Source organism: Falsiroseomonas tokyonensis (genome assembly GCF_019024325.1).
Taxonomy (GTDB): Bacteria; Pseudomonadota; Alphaproteobacteria; order Acetobacterales; family Acetobacteraceae; genus Falsiroseomonas; species Falsiroseomonas tokyonensis.
Window position 1 is genome coordinate 197,578 of sequence record NZ_JAFNJS010000002.1, and the last position, 18,691, is coordinate 216,268.

Consider the following 18,691-nt stretch of genomic DNA (forward strand, 5'->3'; position numbering starts at 1 on the left):
CCGCAGTCTAGTGCAGGGGCGATCCGAATCCAGTGTCGCGGCGGCCGGGTAATGCGGGATCCGGTACGGTTTTTGAGCGGCCGCTCATGTCCGCCGCGAAGCGTCGCGTTGCGGAAATGCCTTGCTGCGAAACGGGGTTTCGCGCGTTTCGGACCGTTGCGGTTCGCTTGAGAAGCGCCCTCGGACTGCGGCCTGATGGGCCACTGCCAAGGGAGAAAAAGGATGACCGCACAGCCCACCCCCCTGATGCCGGAGCGGCGGAGCCCGAACGACGACGAGACCGTCCTGGGCGCCGCCAGCCGCCATCCCTTCATCGGCCAGTTCCACAAGACCCTGCCGCATGACCGCTTCGGCCTGGTCGATCCCGCCGCCTATCAGCGCTTCGTGCAGGCCGCGGCCGATGCCCGCCCCGGCCCGCCCGGCGCGGGCTATGAGGGGCTGGATGGCGGCATCGTGCCGCCCGGCACCATCCCCAGCGGCGACCGCGGCGCGGCGCCCTTCGTCAGCCCGCAGAGCGGCAGGGCGCGGGAGGCACTGGGCCTCGATCCCTTCGAGGTCAATCTCTGGCCCGCACCGAAGGTGCTGTCGGACAGCACGGCGGCGGAGATGACGGAGCTGTTCTGGATGGCCCAGTGGCGCGACGTGCCGCTGGATTCGCTGCACAGCCCGGACCCGGCGACCATGGTCTCCGTCCAGGATGCGATCGCCGAACTGGCGCCGATTTTCCGCCGCGCCACCGCCGCGGATGGGGAGGCGGGGATCCGGCTGGGCCTCGACCTGCCCTGCGCGGCCGATGGCAGCCTCGACCTGACGCCCATGACGCTGTTCCGCAGCGGCTTCATGGATGAGGAGCGCGGGCCGCTGGTCAGCCAGTTCTTCCTGCACGACGTGCCCTTCGGCACGCAGACCATCAGCCAGGCGCAATTCCCCTATGCCGCGCGGCGCGACTACCTGCAGAACACGCAGGACTGGCTGATGGCGCAGAATATCGGCCGGGACACCCATTCCCGCCCCTATCCCGGCGCCAATGACGACCGCGCCGACCCCACCGCCTTCGAGCCCGGCAATCGCCAGCGCCATATCGGCAGCATGCGGGACCTGGCGCGCTTCGTGCACAAGGACGCGCTGCACCAGGCCTATTTCAACGCCGCCCTGCTGCTGCTGGACTGGGGCGCGCCGGTGGATGACGGCAATCCCTACAAGACGCGGCTGAAGCGCCAGGCGGGCTTCGCCACGCTGGGCGGGCCGAACCTGCTGACCATGGTCTCGGAAGTCGCCTCCCGCGCGCTGAAGGTGGTGTGGCGGCAGAAGTGGATGGTGCATCGCCGGCTGCGGCCGGAGGCCTATGGCGGGCTGATGACCATGCAGCATGTCCAGGACAAGGATTTCGGCCTGCCCGACTGGGTCTTTACCACCCGCGCCGCCGGCGCGATCCGCGAACTGAACCGCGCGGCCAATGCCGGCACGCCGCATGCGGCGGAGGACAACTTCCTGCTGCCCATGGCCTTCACCAGCGGGTCGCCCGCGCATCCGGCCTATGGCGCCGGCCATGCGACGGTCGCCGGCGCCTGCGTCACCGTGCTGAAGGCCTGGTTCGAGGAGAAGACGCCGATCAAGGCGATGGTCGAGGTTTCCCGCCACCCGCGGACCCGCGCCGCGCAGCACCTGCTGGATGCGACCGTCACCAGCGGCCCGCTACCGCGCTACCAGCGGGCGGATGCGGCGGAGATGACGGTGGGCGGCGAGCTGAACAAGATCGCCAGCAATGTCGCCATGGGCCGCACCATGGGCGGCGTGCATTGGCGCAGCGACAATACGCGCAGCCTGCGGCTGGGCGAGGCCATCGCCACCGTCATCATGGCCCGCGAGGTGAAGGAATTCGCCGAGCCCGACGTCTCCTTCACCTATTGCAGCTTCGATCGGCACGAGGTCCGCATCGATGCCAGCGGCATCCAGGTGCCGAGCGATCCGGCCCTGGAAGGCTGGTACGCCCGGCTGCTGCGGCGCTGCCATATCTGAGAACGGGGGGAGGGCGCGTGCCCTCTCCACCGCTCAGCGGAAGACCAGGTTCGGAAGCGTCATGGTCAGCGCCGGGATGTAGGTGATGACCATCAGGCAGGCGAAGATGACGCCGAGGAAGATCGGCAGGTAGCGCATCATCTTGTCGACGCTGGTGCCCGCCACCTGGGCTGCCGCGAAAAGGTTCACGCCGAAGGGCGGCGTGATCATGCCCATGGCCAGGTTCACCACCATCACCGTGCCGAAATGCACGCCGTCGATGCCGAAGCGTTCCGCCGCCTCGGCCAGGATCGGTGCCAGCACGATGATGCTGGCGCTGGTCTCGACGAACATGCCGATGACGAAGAGGAACAGGTTCACGCCCAGCAGGTACATGGCCGCGCCGTCGAAGGTGGCGACCAGCCACGCGGCGGCCGCATCCGGCACGCCCTGCCGGTTCAGCAGCCAGGAGAAGACGGCCGCGCAGGCGATGATGAACAGGATCACCGCGCTGCTGATCACCGACTTGCGGAAGATCGGGTACAGGTCCCGCCAGCCGATCTCCCGATGCAGGAACATCCCCACCAGGATGGCATAGGCGACCGCGACCACGCTGGCCTCCGTCGGCGTGGTGATGCCGCCATAGATGCCGCCCAGCACCACCACCGGCATGAACAGCGCGAAGCCGGCCTGGCGCGTCGCGGTCAGGAAGGGCAGCCGGCCCTCCCCATCCTGCTTGCCCCAGCCCTTGATGCGGCACCAGATCAGCACCGTGGCGACCAGCGCGCCGGAGATCAGGATGCCCGGCGCGATGCCCGCGATGAACAGCTCCGGGATGCTGACCTGCGCGGTCACACCATAGAGGATCATCGGGATGGAGGGCGGGATGATGACGCCGAGCTCGGCCGCCGTGGCCTGCAGCGCGGCGGCGAAGGCCACCGGATAGCCGGCGCGCACCAGGGCCGGGATCATGATGGCGCCGACCGCGAAGGTGGTGGCGACGGAGCTTCCGCTGATGGCGGCGAAGATCATGCAGGTGACGACGCAGGTGGCCGGAAGCCCGCCCTGGATGCCGCCCACGATGGATTGCGCGAAGGCGACCAGGCGGCGGGAGATGCCGCCAACATCCATCAGGTTGCCGGCCAGGATGAAGAAGGGAATCGCGGCCAGCGGAAACTTGTCCAGCGCCACGAACAGCTGCTGCGCGGCGACGATCAGCGGGAAGTTGGTATAGCCATGGATGCCGACGACGGCGGCAAGCCCGATGGCGACGGCAACCGGCACGCTGATGGCAAACAGCACCAGCATGACCGTCAGCATCATGCCGCTCATGCGGCGTACTCCAGCTCTTCGGCGCGGCGGTCGAGGAAATGCGCCAGCGCGCCCACCATGGCGAAGACCGCGCCGATCGGGATCGCCGCATAGCCCCAGGACATGGAGACCTCGAGCCCCGCCATTTCCTGGAACTGCACGCGCTGCGCCATGGTCCAGCCGAACCAGAACATGATGCCCATGAGGGAGAGCGAGCAGGCCAGGGCCGCGGCCTCCAGCCCCCGCTGCAGGGCGCCGGCGGACAGGCGATGCGCCACGTCGATCGAGACCAGCGCCCCGCCGCGCAGCGCCAGCGCCACGCCCAGATAGGCCATCCAGATCAGCGCGGTGCGCACCAGCGCCTCGGACCAGATGGAGGGGGTTTCGGTGGCGAAGCGCGCAAACACCTGCCACAGCCCGGCGGCCACCGCGATGGCCAGCGCCAGGCAGGCGAGGATGGCGGCAAGCCCGGTGGAAATCCGGTCCAGCCGCAGCACCGCCGCGCGCACCATCGCGCGGGCGCCGCCGCCGGAGCCGGCCCAGAGCGCCAGCAGCACGACGGCGAGCGTTGCCGCCCCCGTCACCTGCAATGGCACCACGTTCATCATGTTCATCGCATGGATTCCGGATGCGGCTGGGGCAGGGCGGCATGCCCGGCCCCGAGGAAGGATCTCAGTTGCCGCGCCATTCGCGGATGCGGCTCAGCATGGCGGCATCCAGCGTCCGCTGCCATTCGGCGAAGGCCGGTGCCAGGGCGGTCTGGAAGGCGGCGGTGTCCACCTCCGTCACCACCGTCATGCCGCGGCGGCGCAACTCCGCCACGCCCGCCTCCTCATCCGCCGTGACGCGGGCGCGGTTGGCCGTCTGCGCTTCCCGCGCCGCCTGCTGGAACAGGGCGCGATCGGCGGGGCTGAGGCGCGCCACCATCGCCGGGTTGCAGATCATCACCTGCGGCGAATAGACGTGGCGCGTCATGGTCATGTAGCGCTGCACCTGGTTCAGGTTGTTCGCCACGATGACCGAAATCGGGTTCTCCTGCCCATCCACCGTGCCCTGCTGCAGGGCCGGCACCAGCTCGCTGAAGGCCATGGGCGTGGGCAGCGCGCCCAGCGTGGTGAAGGCGCGCATATGCACCTGGTTTTCCATGGTGCGGATCTTCATGCCGCGCAGGTCGGCGGGCGTATGCACCTCGCGCCGCGAATTGGTCAGGTTGCGGAAGCCGTTCTCGATCCAGATCACGCCGACCAGGCCGCGCGGCTCGAAGCGCGCCAGGACCTGCTGGCCGATCTCGGAATCCAGCACCCCGCGCGCATGGGTCGCGTCGCGGAACAGGAAGGGCACGTCGAAGATGCGCACCTCCGGCACGAAATTGCCGACCGGGCCGGTGGAGGTGAAGGTGCAGTCGATGGTGCCGATTTGCACGCTTTCCACCATCTCGCGCTCATTGTCGTTGCGCTGGGTGGTGACGCTGAAGCGCCCGTTCGTCAGCCGCTCCATCGCCGTCTTGAAGGTATGGGCGCCGACGCCGGTATGGCTGTCGAGCGGCAGGGCGTGCTGCACGGTCAGGCGGGTCTGCGCCTGCGCTGGCAGGGCGAGAGGCAGCAGGGCCATGGCGGCAAGCGCCAGGCGGCCGTAGGCTTTCATGGATGGAGACTCCCTGGGAGATGCGCGCCGTTGTTTCGGCGCTGCATGCTGGATGCGTATAGATGCATTGCGGCCGCGGCATCAACCAGGGGGCAGGGCCGGCATAGGGGGGGCGCGGAACGTCCCGCGCCCGCCGTCAGGCCAGGCTCAGTTCGCGCGCCACTCCCGGATGCGGCGCAGCAGGGCGCCGTCCAGCGTGCGCTCATACTCGGTGAAGGCGGCGGCCAGCGCGGTCTGGAAGGCGGCCGAGTCCACCTGCGTCACCACCGTCATGCCGCGGCGGCGCAGCTCCTCCACGCCCGACTGCTCGTCGGAGGTGACGCGGGCGCGGTTGGCGGCGGCGCCGGCCTTGGCGGCTTCCATGAAGGCGGCCCGGTCGGCGGCCGTCATGCGCGCCAGCATGGCCGGGTTGCAGATCAGGATGGCCGGCGAATAGACGTGGCCGGTCAACGTCAGGTAGCGCTGCACCTGGTTCAGGTTGTTCGCCACGATGACCGGGATCGGGTTCTCCTGCCCGTCCACCGTGCCCTGCTGCAGGGCGGGCACCAGCTCGGAGAAGGCCATCGGCGTCGGCAGCGCGCCGAGGGTGGAGAAGGCGCGCATATGCACCTGGTTCTCCATGGTGCGCACCTTCAGGCCGCGCACATCGGCCGGCGTATTCACCTCGCGCCGCGAATTGGTCAGGTGGCGGAAGCCGTTCTCCATCCAGACCACGCCGGCCAGGCCGCGGGCGGAGAAGCGGCCGAGCATCGTCTGGCCGATCTCGCTGTCCAGCACGCCGCGGGCATGGGCGGTGTCACGGAACAGGAAGGGCACGTCGAGGTTGCGCGTCTCCGGCACGAAGTTGCCGACCGGGCCGGTGGAGGTGATGACGCATTCGATCGTGCCGATCTGCACACTCTCGATCGCCTCGCGCTCATTGTCATTGCGCTGGATGACCACGTTGTAGCGGGCGCCGGCCGCACGCTCGAAGGCTTCCTTCAGCGCGGTGGCGCCGGCGCCGTAGTGGCTGTTGAGCGGCAGCGGGTGCTGGATGGTGATCTGCGTCTGCGCGAGGGCCGGCGCGGCCATCGGCAGGGCGAGCGCGGCGGCCAGGGCCAGCCGGCGGGTCATGGTGATCAAAGGCATCTCTCCCCAGGGTTGGGGCGCCCTTGGCGGCGCCCCTTGCTGTCCCCGGGTATATTGAAGCGGCCCTGCCGCTTCAACCCGCGTGGCTAGAGCCGTTTCACCGTAAGCGAAGACGGTGAAACGGCTCTAGCTCTTTGTTTTGTCGCATTTTCCGAGTCGCCTTGCGAAGCCGCAAGGCTTGAAAATGCTCTAATGCGCGGCCACGGCGGGCAGCGGCAGGCCGAGATGCAGCGCCTCATTCGCCGCGGCCGTGCCTTCCCACAGCAACTCCACGCCGATCCAGGCGATCAGCGCCAGGCCGACATAGGCGATGATCTTGTAGCGATCGAGCAGCTTCGCCAGCGCGCCGCCCAGCAGGCCCATCAGCAGGATGGAGACGGTGAGGCCGATGACCAGCATGGTGATGTTGTTGCGCGCCACGGCGGCCACGGCCAGCACATTGTCCAGGCTCATGGAGACATCGGCGATGATGATCTGGCGCAGCGCCTGCATCAGCGTCTTGTCCGGCACCGCGTGGCCGGCTTCCTGTTCCTCGGCCTGGTGGCGCAGTTCCTTCCAGAAGCCCCAGGCGATGTAGAGCAGTGCCAGCCCGCCGATGATCTCGACCCACCAGAGCCCCAGCAGCCAGGTCGCGCCGAGCGAGAAGACGATGCGGAGGAATGCCGCGGCCAGGATGCCGAACAGCACGGCGCGGGACCGCAGGGCGGGGGGCAGGCCGGCGGCGGCCATGCCGATGACGACGGCGTTGTCACCCGACAGGATGATGTTGAGCCAGAGAATCTCCAGGAACTGCGGTCCCTGGGCAAGCAGCGAGTCCATACCATTCCTCCGGGCACGGCACGCTTCGTGGCCGTTTCAACCCGGGCGCAGGCTATGGCGCGCTGATCATTTTCCACAGTTTCAACGCGGCAATCCCGCGGCCATGCGCAACATGCCCGCGGGATTACCGGCGCGTCAGCCGTGGCGGATGGCGATGGTCTTCAGCGCGCCGAAGCCGTGCAGGGCGGCAAAGCCCTTCTCCCGCCCATGGCCGCTGCGCTTCACCCCGCCGAAGGGCAGTTCCACGCCGCCGCCGGCGCCGTAGTTGTTGACGAAGACCTGGCCCGCGCGGATGTGGCGCGCCAGCCGCAACCCGCGGCCGATGTCCCGGGTCCAGACCCCCGCCACCAGGCCATAGGCGGTGCCATTGGCGATGCGCAGCGCCGCGTCCTCATCGGTGAAGCGCGTGGCGACCAGGACCGGGCCGAAGATTTCCTCCTGCGCCAGGGTGTGGGCCGCATCGACATCGTCGAGCAGCACGGGCTTCACGTAGTAGCCGCCCTCCGGCGCGTTGGAGGCCAGCCGGCCCGTCGCCGCATGGCGCAAACCATCGCGCCGCGCGGTCTCGAGAAACCCTTCCACCCGCCGCTGCTGCGCCCGCGTCACCAGCGGGCCGAGGTCGAGGTCGCGCTCCGCCGGCCCGGCCTCCAGCGCGGCGAAGCGGTCTGCCAGCGCGGCCAGCAGCCGGTCATGCACCGAATCCTGCACCAGCAGGCGGGACCCGGCGGAGCAGGTCTGGCCGGCATTCTGGATGATGGCGCCCATCACGGCGGGCACCACCTGGTCCAGATCCGCATCGGCGAAGACGATCTGCGGGCTCTTGCCGCCCAGCTCCAGCGTCACGGGGATCGTGCGCTCCGCCGCCGCGCGCTGGATCAGCGTGCCGACCTCCGGGCTGCCGGTGAAGGAGATATGGGCGACCAGCGGATGCGCCGTCAGCGCCGCGCCGGCCTCCTCGCCGAGGCCGGTCACGACATTCACCGCGCCGTCCGGGAAGCCAGCCTCGGCGGCCAGTTCGGCGATGGCGAGGGTGGTGAGGGAGGCTTCCTCGGCCGGCTTCACCACCGCCGCATTGCCCATGGCCAGCGCGCCGCCCAGCGACCGGCCGAGGATCTGCATCGGGTAGTTCCAGGGGATGATGTGCGCGGTGACGCCATGCGGCTCCCAGACCGTCATGGCCAGGATCCCCTCGGCGGAGGGGATGGTCTCGCCATGCACCTTGTCGGCCGCGCCGCCGTAGAATTCGAAGTAGCGGGCGCAGGCGGCGGCGTCCTGGCGGGCCTGGCGGATCGGCTTGCCGACATCGAGGGATTCGAGGGTCGCCAGCTTCTCCCCGTCGCGCCGCACCAGCTCCGCCAGCTTCAGCAGCAGGCGGCCGCGCTCGGCGGCGGGCATGCGGCCCCAGGGGCCGGCGAGTGCGGCATCGGCTGCGCGGCAGGCGGCATCCACCTCCCGCGCCGTGCCGCGGGCGATGCGGCCGATCTCGGCGCCGTCGGAGGGGTTGAGGACGGGGAGCGCGGCATCCGAGGCCAGGGCGCGGCCGCCGATGAAATGCAGGTGCTGGGTCATGCCAGGCTGGTAGCGTCGGGCCCTGGCGTCTTCAAGCCGCGGCCTGGGCCAGCAGCCAGTCGCGGAAGGCCCGAAAACCCGGCTCCGCCTCCCGCCCCGCCGCATGCACCAGGTACCAGGCGGTGCCGCGCGCCACCGGCAGCGGGAAGGGCGCCACCAGCCGGCCGGCGGCCAGGTCATCGTCGATATAGGGCCGGACGCCCATGGCGACCCCGAGCCCATCGCCCGCGGCCTGCTGTGCCTGGCCGTAGAAATCGAAGACCGGCCCTGCCGCCGTGATGCCCGAAAGGCCCGCCGCCCCAAGCCAACGCGGCCAGTCCTGCGGCGCATGCGTCACCCGCAGCAGCGTCGCCTCGGCGAGTCCGGCCGGGTCGCGCAGCCGCCGGGCGAGCGCCGGGCTGCAGACCGGCAGCAAATCGGCGCCGAACAGCCGCGTCGCCACCAGCCCCGGCCAGTCGCCATCGCCCATGCGGATGCCGCAGGTCCAGCGGGGGGAAAAGGGCAGGGTGGCGCCGCCGGTGGCGATGCGCACCTCCAGCTTCGGCTGGCGGCGCTGCAGATCGGCCAGGCGTGGGATCAGCCAGCGGATGGCGAAGCTGGGGCCGACGCCGACCGTCAGCGCGCCGCCGCCGGCGGCCTCCGCCACCTGCTCCGTCAGCCGGGCGAGGGCGGCGAGCAGGGGTACCAGCCCATCGCGGTACTGCTGGCCGGCCTCGGTCAGGGCCAGGCGATCGGCGTGGCGGGTGAACAGCGCCAGGCCCATCCGTTCCTCCAGCAGCTTCACCAGGCGGCTGACGGCGGCGGGCGTCACATGCAGCTCCGCCGCCGCGGCGACGAAGCTGCCGGTGCGGGCGGCGGCCTCGAAGGCGCGGATGCCGTTGAGGAAGGGTTGGGCGGCGGGGGGCAGCATCAGGAAATCTCATCCTGGCCTCAGGAAATCCAGTTTGTGCGCGGAAGGATCGCGGCGCAATCAGGCGGCGGAGGATGCGCGCCCATGACCCTGCCTTTCATGCTGATGCTGTGGCTCGTGATGATCGCCACCTCGCTGCTGTCGGGCATCTTCGGGATGGCGGGCGGGCTGGTGCTGGTGGGCGTGCTGCTGCTGGTGCTGCCCCTGCCGGCGGCGATGGCGCTGCATGCGGTGACGCAGATCGCCTCCAACGCCTGGCGCGCCGCCTTCCTGCTGGGGCATGTGCGCTGGCGGATCGTCGGGCTTTACAGCCTGGGCTGCCTGGTGGCGCTGGGCCTCTGGTCGCTGGTGCTCTTCGTGCCGCCCAAGCCGCTGGCGCTGATCGCCCTCGGCCTCAGCCCCTTCCTGCTTCGGCTGCTGCCGGCCGGCGCCAAGGCGGATCCGGAACGGCCGTCCCATGCGCTGGGCAGCGGCATGGCCAGCATGTCGCTGATGCTGCTGACCGGCGTCGCCGGGCCGCTGCTCGATGCCTTTTTCCTGGGCGGCAGGCTGGACCGGCATGGCATCGTCGCCACCAAGGCGGTGTGCCAGGTGCAGGGCCATGCGCTGAAGCTGCTGTATTTCGGCGGGCTGATCGGCGCGGCGGAGGCGCTGGACCCGGTGCTGGCCGGCGGCGCCGTGCTGGCCTCGCTGCTCGGCACGTTGGCGGCGCGGCCGCTGCTGGCCGCGCTGACCGAACAGCAATACCGGCGCTGGGCCGGGCGGCTGGTGGCGGGCATCGCCGCCTTCTACCTGGCCCAGGGCGGCTGGCTGCTGGTCTTTCCATGACCCGTGACAGGAGACGATGCCGATGACCGATCCGAAGGAACCGCTGATCCGCGACCTGGTGGCCTGGATCGCCGCCGCGCCGCGCCCCTATGCCGAGGTGATGGAGACCTGGCGCACCAGCTGCCCGCGCCTGACGGTGTGGGAGGATGCGGCCGATCGCGGCCTGGTGGCCTGCGAGACGCGCAGCGGCGCGCTGTGGGTGGTGGCCACCCCCGCCGGCCGCGCCGCGATCACCCCAGCAGCGCCACCATAGCCCAGCCCAGCAGCACGACCCCGGCCAGCGAGGGCGCCAGCAGCCGCCAGATCTGCGCCGGCCTGGCGCCATCGGCCAGCAATCCGCAGATCATCGCCGTGCCGGCGAAGGACATGCCCGCCCCGGCGGCGCCTGAGAAATTGTGCAGGGCGGGCGCCAGCAGCGGCGGTAGCCCTGCCGCCTGGCCGAGCGCCGCCTGCACCGGCATCAGCGCGGCATTGGAGCCGACATTGCTGCCGGTGACGATGCCGGAGGCAAGCCCCAGCACCGGCACGGCATAGGGTGCCGCCGGCCCGAGCCCCTCCGCCGCCGCCTGCGCCAGCGCGCCGGCGATGCCGGCCCCGGCCATCCAGCGCGCCAGCACCACATAAAGCAACATGGCGAGCGCCGGCCGAAGCCCGCGGGCCAGCGCCGTGCGGCCGCGTGCCAAAGGCTCCGCCCGGTGCAGCATCAGGCCGCCCGCCACCAGCCAGAGCACCACCGCCACATGGGTGATGGGAAAGCCCGGCAGGTCGGCATAGGGCGTCCAGGCCGGCGCCGTGGTCCAGGACCGCGCCAGCAGCAGCGCCGCGGTCAGCAGCAGATAGGGGGCGAGCGACCGGAAGGCCCTGCGCCAGCCCTCGGCGCCGCGCGGCGGGTCCAGCCGGTACAGCATGGCCAGCAGCGGGATGCCGGTGGCCAGGATGCCCGCGACCTCGAAGGGGAACAGCGCGTGGGAGGCAAGCAGGATGCCGGACATGGCCAGCAGCACCCCCATCTGCACCGCCTTCTCCCGCGCGGGCACCGCCACGCCGGCGGCCGAACACAGCCGCCAGAGCACCGGCCCCATCAGCAGCAGCCAGGCGGCATTCGGCCAGGCGGTCAGCGCCGCCACCTGCTGCGCCGGCAGGCCGGTCAGCGCCGCGCCGAGCGAGGTGCCCGGCCCCAGCCCGCCCCAGGGCACCAAAGTGAGGGACAGCAGCGCCATGGCCCCCGCCGGCGCGCCACGCAGACCCATGCCGCGGATGGCGGAGAGCGCGAAGACCGCGCCGACCGCAAAGCCGGTGACGCTTTCCATGAAGCCGCCCATCAGCAGCGAAGCCACGAAGATGCGGCGCGGGGCGGGATCGGCCGGCGCTGCGGCGCCGCCGCGCCCGCTGACGGCGGCATGGAACAGCAACCCGCCCATCACCACCGCGATCGGCTTCAGCGCCAGGAAGGCGCCGCGCAGCGTCTCCTCCGCCAGGAAGGGCAGGGTGGGCGCATCGAGCGTCGCGACCACGGCGGGCAGGCTGGCCAGCAGGGCGGCCAGCACCGCCGGCACCGGACCGGCGCGGCCGGAGAGCAGCAGCGCCACCAGCAGCAGCAGCGGCGCGGCTTGCAGTAACAGCATCATGGCCTTGCCAATCCCACGGCGGCGCCCCGATCCTGCGCGCCATGCCCCTTCTCTACGCCGCCTATGGCAGCAACCTCGACCACGCCCGCATGCGCGACCGCTGCGCCGGCGCCGAGCCCGCCGGTACCGCGCTGCTGCCCGGCTGGCGCCTGGTGCTGCGGCGCTTCGCGGATATCGCGCCGCAGGCGGGCGCGCTGCTGCCGTTGGGGCTCTGGCGCATCCGGCCCGCGCATCTGCGCAGCCTGGACAAGTTCGAGGGCACGGCGCTCGGCATCTACGAACGCCTGAAGGTCACGCTGCCGGACGGGACGCAGGCCTGGATCTATGCCGGGCGGCGGCTGCGGGCCGGGCCGCCGGAGGGCTGGTATGTGCAGCATCTGCGCCTCGGCTACCGGGAATTCGGGCTGGAGCCCGGGCCGCTTGAGGAGGCCCTCGCGGCCTCGGGCTTCACCGGCTGAATCGCCGATTGAATTGGAATTGCCGCCTGGGCATTGGCCGCCAGCGGCGCCGCCCGGCGCTGCGCCACCTGCGCCTCCCGCCGCGTGATATAGAGGGCGGAGCCCACGATCAGCGCCGCACCCAGGCCGAGCCAGGCATCCGGCACCTCCTCGAACAGCAGCACGCCGGTGGCGGCGGCGAAGACCAGGCGCACATAGGAGATCGGCGCGACGACGCTGGCATCCACCATGCGCAGCGCATTGATCCAGAGATGCATGGCGAAAGGCCCGCAGAGGCCGCACAGGACCAATAGAAGAAGGTTGGTCCAGCCCGGCCAGGCCAGGCCCGGCAGTGCCACGGGCAGGGCGACGGCCACCGCCACCACGCCGATCCAGAACATGATGGTGCCGGTGCGCTCCGTCCGCGCCAGGGTCTTCGTGGTCAGCACGATCGCCGCCCCCATCAGCGCCGAGGCCAGCGACGCCGCCAGCGGCCAGTCCAGCGCCACGGCGCCCACCGAGCCCGGGCGGACAATGGCGACGACGCCGGCGAAGCCGATCAGCGTCGCGCTCCAGCGGCGCCAGCGCACCTTCTCGCCCAGCACCGGCCCGGCCAGCGCCGTGACGAACAGGACGGAGGTGAAGGACAGCACCGTGGCGGTGGCCAGCGGCAGGCCGACGAAGGCGATGTAGTAGGTGTACCAGGACACCACCGAAAGCAGGCCGCGGAAGACCTGCATGGGCAGGGCGCGGGTGCGCGGCAGGGTCGGGTCGCGCAGCAGCGCGGGCAGCGTCCAGCCGAGCTGGCCCAGCGCGCGCGCCAGCACGAGGGTGGCCAGTGGCACGCCCTCGATGGCCTTCACCACCGTGGTTTCCAGGTTGAAGATGAAGCCGGCCGCGACCGAGAGCAGCGCCGCCTTAGCGAAGGGGCTCACCGCCGGCGCGCCTCCGCCACGGTGATGACCACGGCGCCGGTCAGGATGATGGCGGCGCCGATCCAGCCGAACAGGTCCGGCACCTCGTTGAACAGGATCCAGCCGGCCGCCGTCACCACCACCAGGCGCAGATACTGGAAGGGCGCGATGGCGCTGGCCTCGCCATGGCGCAGCGCCTCCGTCACCATGAAGATGATGCCGGGCATGACGGTGGCCACCACCATCAACAAACCGAACTCGAACAGGCCGAGCGGCACCCAGGCATGCCAGGCCAGCGGCAGCACGCCAAGGCTGGTGAAGACGCCGACCCAGGCCAGCACCGTCAGCGTGCTGTCCGTGCGCGTCAGGCTGCGGGAGGACAGTGTGATGCCGCACCAGGCGATGGCCGCGGCGATGGCCGCCGCCGCCCCCAGCGCATCCACCTGCGCCCCCGGCCGCAGCATGACGGCGACGCCCAGCAGCCCCGCGATGGTGCCGAACCAGCGCCAGCGATCCACGCGCTCGCCCAGGATCGGGGCGGCCAGCAGCGTGGTGAACATCACATTGGTGAAGGACAGCACCGTGCCCGTCGCCATGTCGAGCCGGGTGAAGGAATAGTAGTAGAGTCCCCAGCAGATGAGGGAGGAGGCGCCGCGCAGCAGATGCATCGGCAGCCGCCGGGTACGGAACACGGCGAGGCCGCTGGTCGCGATGCGCGGCGTCACCCACAGAAGCTGGCCGAGGGCGCGGGCCATCAGCTGCACCTCCACCGGAATGCCGCGCGCGGTCATCCAGCGGATCATCAGCACCTCCGCCGCGAAAAGCACGGCGGCGGCGGACATCAAGGCCGCGCCCTTCAGATTGCCACTCATTGACGCGGCGCTGGTCCTGTCTAGCCTGGGGGCAGGGTGCTTTGGCGGCGGCATGTCGCGCAAGGGCGCCCGCGCGCATGACGGGTATCGGCGGAGAGGGATACAGCTTGGCTGCCAGGAACTTGGGCGAACGGGATGGGGCGCGGGAAGCGGTGGATCATGGGCCGATCCTGATCTGGGGCGCGGGGGCCATCGGCGGTACGGTGGGGGCGCATCTGGTGCGCGCGCGCCACGCGGTGGTGTTCTGCGACGTGGTGCCGGAGCATGTGGCCGCCATCGCGGACCCCGCGCGGGGCCTGGTGATCGAGGGACCGGTGGCGCAGATGAAGGTCAGCGCCCCGGCCAGCCTGCCGGGCGCGGTGAAAGGCGTCTTCCGCCGCATCTTCCTGGCCGTGAAGACCCACGACACGGAAGCCGCCTGCCGCCAGCTGCTGCCGCACCTGGCCGAGGACGGCTATGTGCTCTCCCTGCAGAACGGCCTCTGCGAGCGGGTGATCGCCGAGGTGTGTGGCGCGCATCGGACCATGGGCGCCTTCGTGAATTTCGGCGCGGACTGGATCGAGCCCGGCCGCATCCTCTACGGCAATCGCGGCGCGGTCGTGGTGGGCGAGCTGGACGGCGCGGCGACTCCGCGCGTGACGGCGCTGCACAAGCTGCTGGCCGAGACCTTCGAGCCGGATGCCGTGCTGACCCCCAATATCTGGGGCTATCTCTGGGGCAAGCTGGCCTATTCCAGCCTGCTCTATGCCCAGGGCCTGGCTGAGAAGGGCATTGCCGACACGCTGGCGCGCACGGAACTGCTGCCACTGGTCCGCGCGCTCTGCGGCGAAGTGATCACGGTCGCGCGGGCAGAGGGCGTGACGCCGCTCGGCTTCAACGGCTTCGATCCCAATGCCTTCGGGCCGGGCGGGACGGAGGACGCAGCGCGCGCCTCCATGATCGCCATGGAGGCCTTCAACCGCCCCAACGCCAAGACGCATTCGGGCATCTGGCGCGACCTCTGGGTGCGGCATCGCGCCACGCCCGCCGATGCGCAGATCGGCGCCGTACCGCCCATCGGCCGCGCCCATGGCCTGGCCTGCCCGAAGCTGGAGCGGTTGATCGCCATGATCCATGAATGCGAGCGCGGCGCGCGCCCGATGTCGGACTCGAACCTGACGGAGCTGATGGCATGAACATCCGATATGACGGCGTGGTGGTGGCGGTGACCGGCGCCGGCCACGGCTACGGTCGCGCCATCGCCCGCGGCTTTGCCGCCCTCGGCGCCAAGGTCTTCGCCTGCGACCTCTCGGCCGATGAGCTGAAGGAAACGGCGGAGACCGAGGGCAGCATCACCACCGCCGCCTTCGACCTGACGGCCAAGGGCGCCGCCGCCGGCTGGATCCGCGACATCGAATCCGCAACCGGCCAGCCCATCGGCGTGCTGGTCTGCAATGCCGGCGGCGTGCGCGGCCAGGTGATGCGCCCGATCGAGGAAGTGCCGGAGGAGGACTGGCACGCGATCTTCGACATCAACACCCACGCCGCCTTCAACCTGGCCAAGGCCGTGGCCCCCGGCATGAAGCGCGCCAAGACCGGCCGCATCGTCACCATCAGCAGCGGCGCCGGGCTGAAGGCCAGCCTCACCGGCATCCAGGCCTATTGCAGCTCGAAGCACGCGCTCGTCGGCCTGACGCGCCAGCTCTCCCGCGAATTCGGCCCCTTCGGCATCACGGTGAATTCCGTGGCGCCGGGCTTCGCCCTGTCCAACCCCGCCTCGATCAAGCAGTTCGAGAGCTATGGCGAGGAAGGCCAGAAGGCCATGCTGAACCGCATCGCCATGCGCCGGCTCGGCGAGCCGGAGGACATGGCGAACGCCGTGCTGTTCTTCGCCTCGCCGTTTGCGAGCTGGATCACCGGCCAGGTGCTGCAGGTCGACGGCGGCAGCTGATCAGCGCGGCGTCGTCGTCGCCGGCTGCGGCGTCTGGGGCGGCCGGGCCTGGCGCTGCTGGGCCTGCTGCCGCTGGCGCTGCTGGGCCTGCTGGCGCGCGGCGCGGCGCTGCGCCTCGGTCTGCTGCGCCTGCCGGCGCAACCGCTGGGTGCGGGTCTGCGGCGGGCCGCCGGGCGGCGTCGCGCTGTGCAGATCCTGGCGCATGTTCCAATTCTGCCCATGGACGGCACCGGAATTGGGACCGGTGATCGGCGCGCTCTGCGCCCGGGCCAGGCCAGGCAGCGCCAGCAGGCAGGCAAGAACGATGGCAGCGCGCATGGTCATTCCCTCCCGCTCATGCGGTGGGATTATAGACCAGGAAGCGGACGTTTCGCCAATCTCAAGAAAGGCGCGTCAACAGCCCCGCGAAAAGCCGCGCGCGCGGCACCAGGCTGCCAACCTGGATATGCTCGTCCAGCGTATGCGCCCCGGCCCCGGCCACGCCGAGCCCGTCCAGCGTCGGGATGCCCATCGCGCCGGTGAAATTGCCGTCCGAGCCGCCGCCCGAGGATTGGTGCGCAATATCGAAGCCCAGGCTCCGCGCCAGGCCGCGCGCCACATTGTACAGCGCCATGGTGCCTGAATCCGGCTCCCAGACCGGTCGCGTCACGCCGCGCGTCACCTCCAGCGCCACATCCGGCGCGGCGGGCTTCAGCGCCAGCATGCGCGAAACGCCGGCGTCGAGATCCGCCTGCCGCTTGGCCATGGACAGCACCTCGGCATCGCAATGCGTCGCCACGCAATTCACCCATTGCCCGCCATGGATCACGCCGGCGGAGAAGGTGCAGTCCTCCGTCGTCATCGCCTCGATCGCCAGCACCTGGCGGCACATCTCGCGGATCGCGCTGCGCCCCTCGCCGAGCGTCGCGCCGGCATGGCTCGGGCGGCCGGTGGTGCGCAGCCTGAAGCGGGCGATGGCATAGCGGCCGGTCACCACGCCGCCATCGGGGCGGGCCGGCTCCGGCACCAGCACGAAGCGGGCGCGGCGTGCCTCGGCCTCGATCATGTCCCGCGTCGAGGGGCTGCCCACCTCCTCGTCCGAGGTCAGCAGGAAGGTGACGGGCAGCGGCGTCGGCAGGCCGGCGCGCAGGATCTGGCGCATCGCCTCCACCGCCAGGAAGGTGCCGCCCTTCATGTCGAAGATGCCCGGGCCGCGGCAGGTGCCGCCCTCGCGCTTCCAGGGCAGTTTTTGCAGCGTCCCCACGGGGTGGACGGTGTCCAGATGCGCCAGCACCAGGATGCCGGGCGTGGTATCGCCGGCCGGATGCGGGAAGCGGGCGCGGATGCAGTCGCCGAAGCCGAGGCGGCCGGGGATGCGCTCCACCCGCGCGCCGAGCAGCGCCAGGTCGCGGCCGGCCAAATCCATCATCCGCCCCACCGCCGCGGCATCGAAGGTCGGGCTTTCGCATTCCACCCAGGGGCGCAGCCCGTCCAGCATGGCCTCGGTGTCGAAGGGCAGGTCGAGGGCGGGGGTGGTGGGGGCGTCGTCCATGTCGGGCTCTCCGGCGAAGGCGGCAGCCTGGGGGCAGGGGGGGCGGGAAGGCAAGACACCCGCCCCAGGACACCCGCCCCAGGACACCCGCCCCAAGACATGGGCGGCCGGCGCCTGGGCTGTTAGTGTGGCGGGAATGAGTGACACGCCCCAGGCTTCCCCACCCACTCCCCCGCCCGCCCAGCGGCTCCGCCTGGTGCCGCAGGCCGGCCCCGCCGCCTGGCGCGCCGCGGATCTCCGTCCCTCCGACTGGATGATCCCGGTGGGCGCCGAGGATCTGGCCGAGCTCGAACAGGCGCTGACCGCCCTCGGCGGCCGCGCCCCGGCCACGGCGGCGGAGGCGCCGCTGCCGCGCCTCGGCGCCGTGCTGCATGGCGCGGCGTCCCGCCTCGATACCGGTCGCGGATTCGCGCTGCTGCGCGGCCTGACCCTGGAAAGGCTGGGGGAGGCGCTGGCCGAGCCCCTGCTGATGGCCATCGGCACCCATCTCGGCCGGCCGCTGCCGGGCGAGGCAGGCGCGGTGCAGCGCCTGTCGAGTGCGGCCGGCGGCGCGCTGCGCTGGCGCTTCCATGCCGATGCGGCGGATGTCGTGGCGCTGCTGGTGATGCGCCAGCCGCCGGATGTGGACCCGGCCATGCTGGTCGCCGCCGCCTCCGTGCACAATGAGATGATGAAGCGCGACCGCGCGGCGCTGGAGCTGCTGTATCGCCCGCTGCCGCATGCGGCACCGGGCGGGGCGGTGCTGGACCTGCCGGTCTTCAGCATCGCCTCCGGCGCCTTCGTCGGCCGCTATGCGCGCGACGCGATCGATGCCGCGCAGCGCCTGCCGGAAACGCCGCGGCTGACGGGGGCGCAGATGCAGGCGCTGGACCTGCTCGACAGCCTTTGCGCCGAGCCGGGCCTGGCGCTGCGGATGGAGGTGCGGCCCGGCGACGTGCTGCTGTTCAATCCGCTGCAGGTCTGGAAGCGCCGGGCCGAGGGCCTGGCCGAGCCGCCAGTGGAACCCTCGCCCGCCGCCGAGGCCGAGCCGGCGCCGCCCGCGGCGATTTCCACCGGCAAGCGCGAATCGCTGCGCCTGCTGCTGCTGACCGAAACCTCCCGCGCCCTGCCGGAGGGGCTGCCGGCCCTGGTCGGTGCGCCCGAGAATGGCGGCATGGTGGGGGGCTAGGCGC

General features: G+C 71.2%; 19 protein-coding genes. 7 read left to right on the top strand and 12 right to left on the bottom strand.

Translation table 11 applies throughout. The features are described from left to right. The first annotated feature begins 222 nt into the window (after positions 1-222). Positions 223-2,019 (top strand): vanadium-dependent haloperoxidase, encoded by a 1,797-nt coding sequence (locus J3S20_RS07055; protein WP_216835747.1) that lies wholly within the window; start codon positions 223-225, stop codon positions 2,017-2,019. A 33-nt stretch (positions 2,020-2,052) separates the two neighbouring features. On the opposite strand, the gene J3S20_RS07060 is transcribed toward J3S20_RS07055, so the two are convergent. The 7 genes from J3S20_RS07060 to J3S20_RS07090 form a co-directional block, all read right to left on the bottom strand. Then, entirely contained in the window at positions 2,053-3,330 is a 1,278-nt protein-coding gene (locus J3S20_RS07060) for a TRAP transporter large permease (protein ID WP_216835748.1), read from the bottom strand. Next, a complete protein-coding gene (locus J3S20_RS07065) occupies positions 3,327-3,923 on the bottom strand; it encodes a TRAP transporter small permease (RefSeq protein ID WP_246602474.1) in 597 nt (198 codons plus the stop codon). Before J3S20_RS07065 ends, J3S20_RS07060 begins: the two co-directional genes overlap by 4 nt. Before the next feature lie 58 nt (positions 3,924-3,981). Beyond that, complete coding sequence (locus J3S20_RS07070) at positions 3,982-4,953, bottom strand: DctP family TRAP transporter solute-binding subunit (protein WP_216835749.1); 972 nt, start codon at positions 4,951-4,953, stop codon at positions 3,982-3,984. 147 nt (positions 4,954-5,100) lie between these two features. Next, positions 5,101-6,066, bottom strand: coding sequence for a DctP family TRAP transporter solute-binding subunit (locus tag J3S20_RS07075; protein WP_246602561.1), 966 nt, complete (start codon positions 6,064-6,066; stop codon positions 5,101-5,103). 204 nt (positions 6,067-6,270) lie between these two features. Next, the gene (locus J3S20_RS07080; protein WP_216835750.1) at positions 6,271-6,900 is read right to left on the bottom strand and encodes a YjbE family putative metal transport protein; all 630 of its coding nucleotides are present in this window, start codon (positions 6,898-6,900) and stop codon (positions 6,271-6,273) included. 135 nt (positions 6,901-7,035) lie between these two features. Then, positions 7,036-8,469 carry an aldehyde dehydrogenase family protein gene (locus J3S20_RS07085; RefSeq protein WP_216835751.1) on the bottom strand — a complete coding sequence of 478 codons (1,434 nt, stop codon included), beginning with the start codon at positions 8,467-8,469 and terminating at the stop codon, positions 7,036-7,038. Between the two features lie 31 nt (positions 8,470-8,500). Beyond that, the gene (locus J3S20_RS07090; RefSeq protein ID WP_216835752.1) at positions 8,501-9,379 is read right to left on the bottom strand and encodes a LysR substrate-binding domain-containing protein; all 879 of its coding nucleotides are present in this window, start codon (positions 9,377-9,379) and stop codon (positions 8,501-8,503) included. Positions 9,380-9,463: 84 nt separating this feature from the next. On the opposite strand from J3S20_RS07090, the gene J3S20_RS07095 reads away from it, so the two are divergent. Beyond that, the gene (locus J3S20_RS07095; protein WP_216835753.1) at positions 9,464-10,207 is read left to right on the top strand and encodes a TSUP family transporter; all 744 of its coding nucleotides are present in this window, start codon (positions 9,464-9,466) and stop codon (positions 10,205-10,207) included. Between the two features lie 22 nt (positions 10,208-10,229). Beyond that, complete coding sequence (locus J3S20_RS07100) at positions 10,230-10,460, top strand: hypothetical protein (RefSeq protein WP_246602475.1); 231 nt, start codon at positions 10,230-10,232, stop codon at positions 10,458-10,460. Here the strand turns inward: J3S20_RS07100 and J3S20_RS07105 are convergent. Continuing rightward, a complete protein-coding gene (locus J3S20_RS07105) occupies positions 10,438-11,835 on the bottom strand; it encodes an L-lactate permease (RefSeq protein ID WP_216835755.1) in 1,398 nt (465 codons plus the stop codon). The genes J3S20_RS07100 and J3S20_RS07105 overlap by 23 nt on opposite strands. Positions 11,836-11,876: 41 nt before the next feature. On the opposite strand from J3S20_RS07105, the gene J3S20_RS07110 reads away from it, so the two are divergent. After that, a complete protein-coding gene (locus J3S20_RS07110) occupies positions 11,877-12,293 on the top strand; it encodes a gamma-glutamylcyclotransferase family protein (protein WP_216835756.1) in 417 nt (138 codons plus the stop codon). On the opposite strand, the gene J3S20_RS30130 is transcribed toward J3S20_RS07110, so the two are convergent. Both J3S20_RS30130 and J3S20_RS30135 read right to left on the bottom strand, forming a co-directional pair. Further along, positions 12,224-13,207: a DMT family transporter gene (locus J3S20_RS30130; protein ID WP_343215179.1), complete on the bottom strand. Its 984-nt coding sequence runs from the start codon at positions 13,205-13,207 to the stop codon at positions 12,224-12,226. The two genes, J3S20_RS07110 and J3S20_RS30130, sit on opposite strands and share 70 nt — an antisense overlap. Continuing rightward, positions 13,204-14,112, bottom strand: coding sequence for a DMT family transporter (locus J3S20_RS30135; protein WP_281419454.1), 909 nt, complete (start codon positions 14,110-14,112; stop codon positions 13,204-13,206). The genes J3S20_RS30130 and J3S20_RS30135 overlap by 4 nt, the downstream gene beginning before the upstream one ends. Positions 14,113-14,165: 53 nt before the next feature. Here J3S20_RS30135 and J3S20_RS07120 point away from each other — a divergent pair, with 53 nt between their 5' ends. Both J3S20_RS07120 and J3S20_RS07125 read left to right on the top strand, forming a co-directional pair. Next, on the top strand, positions 14,166-15,233 hold the full coding sequence (locus J3S20_RS07120; protein ID WP_246602477.1) for a ketopantoate reductase family protein: 1,068 nt from the start codon (positions 14,166-14,168) through the stop codon (positions 15,231-15,233). Further along, a complete protein-coding gene (locus tag J3S20_RS07125) occupies positions 15,230-15,988 on the top strand; it encodes an SDR family NAD(P)-dependent oxidoreductase (RefSeq protein ID WP_216835758.1) in 759 nt (252 codons plus the stop codon). The genes J3S20_RS07120 and J3S20_RS07125 overlap by 4 nt, the downstream gene beginning before the upstream one ends. Here the strand turns inward: J3S20_RS07125 and J3S20_RS07130 are convergent, their stop codons facing one another. Both J3S20_RS07130 and J3S20_RS07135 read right to left on the bottom strand, forming a co-directional pair. After that, positions 15,989-16,306 carry a hypothetical protein gene (locus J3S20_RS07130; RefSeq protein ID WP_216835759.1) on the bottom strand — a complete coding sequence of 106 codons (318 nt, stop codon included), beginning with the start codon at positions 16,304-16,306 and terminating at the stop codon, positions 15,989-15,991. Positions 16,307-16,367: 61 nt separating this feature from the next. Further along, a complete protein-coding gene (locus J3S20_RS07135; protein ID WP_216835760.1) occupies positions 16,368-17,519 on the bottom strand; it encodes a M20/M25/M40 family metallo-hydrolase in 1,152 nt (383 codons plus the stop codon). Positions 17,520-17,655: 136 nt separating this feature from the next. On the opposite strand from J3S20_RS07135, the gene J3S20_RS07140 reads away from it, so the two are divergent. Continuing rightward, entirely contained in the window at positions 17,656-18,687 is a 1,032-nt protein-coding gene (locus J3S20_RS07140) for a Fe(II)-2OG oxygenase family protein (protein WP_216835761.1), read from the top strand. Positions 18,688-18,691: the final 4 nt, after the last annotated feature.